This window comes from Mesorhizobium sp. M7A.F.Ca.ET.027.02.1.1, from assembly GCF_004022985.1.
GTDB lineage: Bacteria > Pseudomonadota > Alphaproteobacteria > Rhizobiales > Rhizobiaceae > Mesorhizobium.
Map to the genome: position 1 here is coordinate 1 of NZ_RZOL01000403.1, position 5,547 is coordinate 5,547.

Below are 5,547 nucleotides of genomic sequence, written 5' to 3' on the forward strand. Positions count from 1 at the left end.
TTCATCGCCTTCTCGACGGCACCTGGCGCTGTCGCCATGGACGGCAGCGGACGCAACTCGCCCTTCGCCGCCGCCCTGCTGCGCCACATCGCCGAGCCCGGCCAGAGCATCAACGACATGATGATCGCGGTGCGCCGCGACGTGGTTTCGCAAACCCGCGAAACCCAGCGCCCCTGGGAGCAGGGATCGCTGCTCGAACGCTTCGAATTCGTCCCGGACGGACAACCCGCAGAGCCACAAAGGCCGGCCGCGGCGCCGGCGCCTTCGACGGAAGTCGCCGCACTTGAACGCTCCGTCGGCGACGACAAGGGATCGATCGAAAACTTCCTGCGCCAGGACTATCTGGCGCCGGACGCCAAGGCGATGAGTGAGACCGTCAAACGGCTCTACGGCCCGTCGGCGACCATCTTCGGAACCCGCTACGACGCCGACGCCATCGTCAAGGTCAAGGCCGACTGGTTCGCGCAGTGGGCCTCCTGGTCGCTAAGCATGGAGGCCGGCAGCCTGGAGGTCACTCCACAGGGCGAAGATCGGGCCGAGGCAGTCTTTGCGATGCGCTACGACTATCTTCCAAAGGACAAGTCGGCGGCACGCCTGACCGGCAAGGCGCGCGTTACGCTTGGGCTGGTCAAGGTCGACGGCGGCTGGCGTATCGAATCCGAGACATCGCAAGCCCTGCAGTAGACATCGTCCGACGACCGGTCCGGCGGTGTCAGTAAGTTTGTGCCGGTTGCATATTGGTAGGAATTTATTCTTGACTCGGTGAGGGCAGCTATGCTACATTTTTGCCCATGGTGCTGATTTGAGCCAGTGACCCCGCCGCCCCGGCGGGTTTTGCTTTTGGGGCTTCGCAACCGACACGCCGGTCGACTCCAGGGAATAAACTTAACCCCTGCCGCTACCATCCGTTCCTGAAGCTTGAAAACGCGCCGTTTCGTTTGAGCGTCGGGTCGCCTATATTGCCGGCGATAGTGTTGGCGAGGAGACAGAGATGGCCGAGGACGCCGATCCGGCGCGCAGATCGATCGGTGCGCGGCGCAACCCCGACAGCGCCGATGCCATTCTCGAAGCCGCCGAGGCCGTACTGGTCGAAGCCGGTTATGCCGGTTTCTCGATCGAGGCGGTGGCGCGGCGGGCCCGCGCCGGCAAACCCACCATCTATCGCTGGTGGCCGAGCAAGGCGGCGTTGCTGCTTGAGGTCTACCAGCGCCAGAAGCGCGTCGATGTTCCCGATACCGGGCGGCTGGAGGAGGATCTCGTCGGCTTCCTGAAAAACCTGTTCACCCACTGGCGCGAGACATCGTCGGGAAGCGTGTTCCGGTCGCTGATCGCCGAGGCGCAGTCGGACGAGACCGCTGCCGCGGCCCTTGCCGACTACTCGCTGGGCCGACGCTCCCATACCGGCCAGATCATCGAACGCGCCAAGGCAAGGGGCGAAATCCCGGCCGACATCGATTCAGCTGTTGTCGCAGACCTGATCGCCTCCTTCGCCTGGAGACATCTGTTGACCAACCGGCTCGACGAGGACGAAGCCACCATCGGCAAGGCGGTCAACTACGTGATGCGAGGCATAGCGGCGCCCGCCCCCTAAAAATACGGCAATGAAAAAGGGCGCGGCAACCCCTGGCTGCCGCGCCCTTTTCGAAGACCTATCGGTCTTACTTGGCGCTTTCCAGCGTATCGACCGTCTTCTTCAGGTTCGCGTCGGGGATCTCGATCTTGGCGCCGGCGCGCAGCGACTTGACCAGCGCGAAATATTTGTCGCGGATGACCGCCTGCTTGGCCTGGTCCTTGACGTCGTCGAAGGCCGGCGGCTGCTTGGTGCGCTTGTCCTCGAGCTTGATGACATGCCAGCCGAACTGCGTTTGCACCGGCTGCTCGGTGTACTTGCCGACCTCGAGCGCGGAGGCCGCCTTATCGAACTCCGGCACCATCTGGCCAGGTCCGAACCAGCCGAGATCGCCGCCGCTGGTCTTGCCCGAGGGATCGCTGGTGTGCTCGGTGGCGAGCTTCTGGAAGTCGGCGCCGCCGTCGAGCTGCTTGATGATGGCCTCGGCTTCTTCCTTCGTCTTCACGAGGATGTGACGGGCATGCAGCTCGTTGGTGGGCGGCGTGTTGGCGATTTCCTGGTCGTAGCGGGCGCGGACCTCGGCGTCGGTGACCTTGTCGACGACGCCCTTCTCGACCATCTCGCCATGCAGCGCGCGCTGCTGCAGGAAGGCCATGCGGCGCTGGAAGTCGGGATCCTTGTCGAGCCCTGACGTGACCGCCTGGGCGGCCATGACACGGATCTCGATGGCAGCCGAGAGCGCTGCGGCACGGCGCTGCTCGGGTGGCAATTGCGCGAACTGCTGTGACAATTCCCCTTCGGCAAGCACCAGATCTGCTTCGGTCAGGGGCTGGCCGTTGACCGTGGCGATAACCTTATTCGGATCGACCGGTGCCGCGGCTGGCGCTGCTGCATCCGCCGGGGCGGGAGCGGTTTGCTGCGCCATCAGCGGCGAGAGCGAAAGGGCCGACAGGCCGACGGCCAAGCCAAGGCTGGCGAGCGACGCGCGGCGGAACAACAGGGACATAGGGTGGACTCCGGTGGGGATTGTTAAGAGGGTGCTTCCAGATCGGCCAGATTGTGGCGGAATTTGGCGCAGCCGGCAGGGCCAGCGCGGCGTTGACATCAGTTGAGCCCCCTCTTATCTGTCCAACGACTTTGCGTCCAGAACCGTTTTCCGGGCGCTTTTTGTGTTCGCCAGTGTTCACTAATGTGTTTGCCAGTGTTCACATGGAATTGATGGGGCCGGCCGGCGCCCATCTCAAGATTGAGAATTCTATCGAAAGGACCATTGGATGGTCAGTCTCGGCGGTCTCGCCCGTAAGGTTTTCGGTTCCTCCAACGACCGTCGGGTCAAATCGACCCGGCCCCGTGTCGAGGCGATCAACGCCATGGAAAACGAGATGCGGGCGCTCTCCGACGAGGAGTTGGTCGGCCGCACCGCGAAATTCCGCCAGGACATAGCCAATGGCGCCACACTCGACGACCTGTTGGTGCCGGCCTTCGCCACCGCCCGCGAGGCAGCGCGCCGCGTGCTCGGCATGCGCCCCTTCGATGTCCAGCTGATCGGCGGCATGGTGCTGCACAATGGCGGTATTGCCGAGATGCGCACCGGTGAGGGCAAGACCCTGGTCGCGACGCTGCCGGTCTACCTCAATGCGCTCGCCGGCAAGGGCGTCCACGTCGTCACCGTCAACGATTACCTGGCCACCCGCGACTCCGAATGGATGGGCCGCGTCTACAAGTTCCTCGGCCTCTCGGTCGGCGTCATCGTCCACGGCCTGTCCGACGAGGAGCGCAGCGCCGCCTACGCCGCCGATGTCACCTACGCCACCAACAACGAGCTTGGCTTCGACTATCTGCGCGACAACATGAAATACGAGCGCGCCCAGATGGTGCAGCGCGGTCACAATTACGCGATCGTCGACGAAGTCGATTCCATCCTGGTCGACGAGGCGCGCACGCCGCTGATCATTTCCGGTCCGCTCGAGGACCGTTCGGAAATGTACAACACCATCGACACCTTCATCATCCAGCTGCAGCCGCAGGATTATGAGATCGACGAGAAGCAGAAGACCTCGATCTTCACCGAGGAAGGCACCGAGAAGCTCGAGAACCTTTTGCGCGATGCCGGCCTGCTCAAGGGCGAGTCGCTCTACGACGTCGAGAACGTCGCCATCGTCCATCACGTCAACAACGCGCTGAAGGCGCACCGGCTGTTCCAGAAGGACAAGGACTACATCGTCCGCAACGGCGAGATCGTCATCATCGACGAGTTCACCGGCCGCATGATGCCGGGCCGCCGCTATTCGGAAGGCCTGCACCAGGCGCTCGAAGCCAAGGAGCATGTGGCGATCCAGCCGGAGAACCAGACGCTGGCCTCCGTCACCTTCCAGAATTATTTCCGCCTCTACAAGAAGCTCTCCGGCATGACCGGCACGGCGCTGACCGAGGCCGAGGAATTCGGCAACATCTACGGTCTCGAAGTCACCGAGATCCCGACCAATCTGCCGGTCGTGCGCATCGACGAGGACGACGAGGTCTACCGGACGGTCGAGGAGAAATACAAGGCGATCGTCAGGGAGATCCGCGAAGCCAGCGCCAAGGGCCAGCCGACGCTGGTCGGCACCACTTCCATCGAAAAGTCCGAGCAGCTGGCCGAGCGCCTGCGCAAGGAAGGTTTTACCGATTTCGAAGTGCTGAACGCCCGCCATCACGAGCGCGAGGCGGCGATCGTCGCCCAGGCCGGCAAGCCCGGCGCCATCACCATCGCCACCAACATGGCCGGCCGCGGCACCGACATAAAGCTCGGCGGCAATGCCGAGATGCGCATCGAGGAAGAACTCGGCGACATGCCGGCCGGACCCGAGCGCGAGGCGCGGGAAAAGGAAATCATTGCCGACATCGAGCGGCTGAAGGAAAAGGCGCTGGCCGCCGGCGGCCTCTATGTGCTGGCCACCGAACGCCACGAATCGCGCCGCATCGACAACCAGTTGCGCGGCCGTTCCGGGCGTCAGGGCGACCCCGGCCGCTCGAAATTCTTCCTGTCGCTGCAGGACGACCTGATGCGCATCTTCGGCTCCGAGCGCATGGACGGCATGCTGCAGAAGCTCGGCCTCAAGGAAGACGAGGCGATCATCCATCCGTGGATCAACAAGGCGCTGGAAAAGGCGCAGAAGAAGGTCGAGGCGCGCAACTTCGACATCCGCAAGAACCTTCTGAAATATGACGACGTCTCCAACGACCAGCGCAAGGTGGTGTTCGAGCAGCGCATCGAACTGATGGACGGCGAAGGCCTGTCCGAAACGATCGCCGAGATGCGCGAAGGCGTCATCGACGAGATCGTCGCCAAGGCCATTCCCGAAAACGCCTATGCCGAGCAGTGGAACGTTGCCGGGCTGAAGGCCGAGATCACCGAGTTCCTGAACCTCGACCTGCCGGTCGAGGACTGGGCCAAGGAAGAGGGCATCGCCGAGGACGACATCCGCGAGCGCATCGGGCAGGCCGCCGAAGCCGCCGCCAAGGAGCGCGCCGAGCGTTTTGGCCCGGAGGTGATGAATTACGTCGAGCGTTCGGTGGTGCTGCAGACGCTCGACCATCTGTGGCGCGAGCACATCGTCAATCTCGACCATCTGCGTTCGGTCGTCGGCTTCCGCGGCTACGCCCAGCGCGATCCGCTGCAGGAGTACAAGGGCGAGGCGTTCGAGCTGTTCCAGGCCATGCTCGGCAATTTGCGCCAGGCCGTCACCGCGCAGCTGATGCGCGTCGAGCTGGTCCGCCAGGCCGCCGAAGCGCCGCCTCCGGAAGCCCCCGACATGTTCGGCACCCATATCGACGGCACCACCGGCGAAAACGACTTCGAAGGCGGCGAGACCGCCCTCCTGGTCCGCCCGGAGACAACCGCCATCGTCGCTCCCGAGGACCGCGACCCCAACAACCAGGCCACCTGGGGCAAAGTCGGCCGCAACGAAGCCTGCCCCTGCGGTTCGGGGAAGAAG

The 5,547-nt window shown here is 63.9% G+C and carries 4 protein-coding genes; 3 read left to right on the forward strand and 1 reads right to left on the reverse strand.

Annotated features, from left to right (window positions below; genetic code table 11):
* Both EN749_RS29650 and EN749_RS29655 read left to right on the forward strand, forming a co-directional pair.
* Positions 1 to 684: caspase family protein (locus EN749_RS29650; protein WP_189367787.1), on the forward strand; the 684-nt coding region annotated here is incomplete at its 5' end.
* A 307-nt stretch (positions 685 to 991) separates the two neighbouring features.
* Entirely contained in the window at positions 992 to 1,591 is a 600-nt protein-coding gene (locus EN749_RS29655; protein WP_128364491.1) for a TetR/AcrR family transcriptional regulator, read from the forward strand.
* Between the two features lie 67 nt (positions 1,592 to 1,658).
* Here the strand turns inward: EN749_RS29655 and EN749_RS29660 are convergent, their stop codons facing one another.
* Positions 1,659 to 2,576, reverse strand: a complete 918-nt coding sequence (locus EN749_RS29660) for a peptidylprolyl isomerase (RefSeq protein WP_127321229.1) — start codon at positions 2,574 to 2,576, stop codon at positions 1,659 to 1,661.
* Positions 2,577 to 2,844: 268 nt separating this feature from the next.
* Between EN749_RS29660 and secA the strand changes: the two genes are divergently transcribed.
* Positions 2,845 to 5,547, forward strand: a 2,703-nt coding sequence (secA, locus tag EN749_RS29665; RefSeq protein WP_128364492.1) for a preprotein translocase subunit SecA, incomplete at its 3' end; no start/stop codon positions are given.

Coding starts and splice junctions, on each gene's coding strand:
- EN749_RS29660 (WP_127321229.1), bottom strand. CDS start 2,576: ATGTCCCTGTTGTTCCGCCGCGCGTCGCTCGCCAGCCTTGGCTTGGCC.
- EN749_RS29655 (WP_128364491.1), top strand. CDS start 992: ATGGCCGAGGACGCCGATCCGGCGCGCAGATCGATCGGTGCGCGGCGC.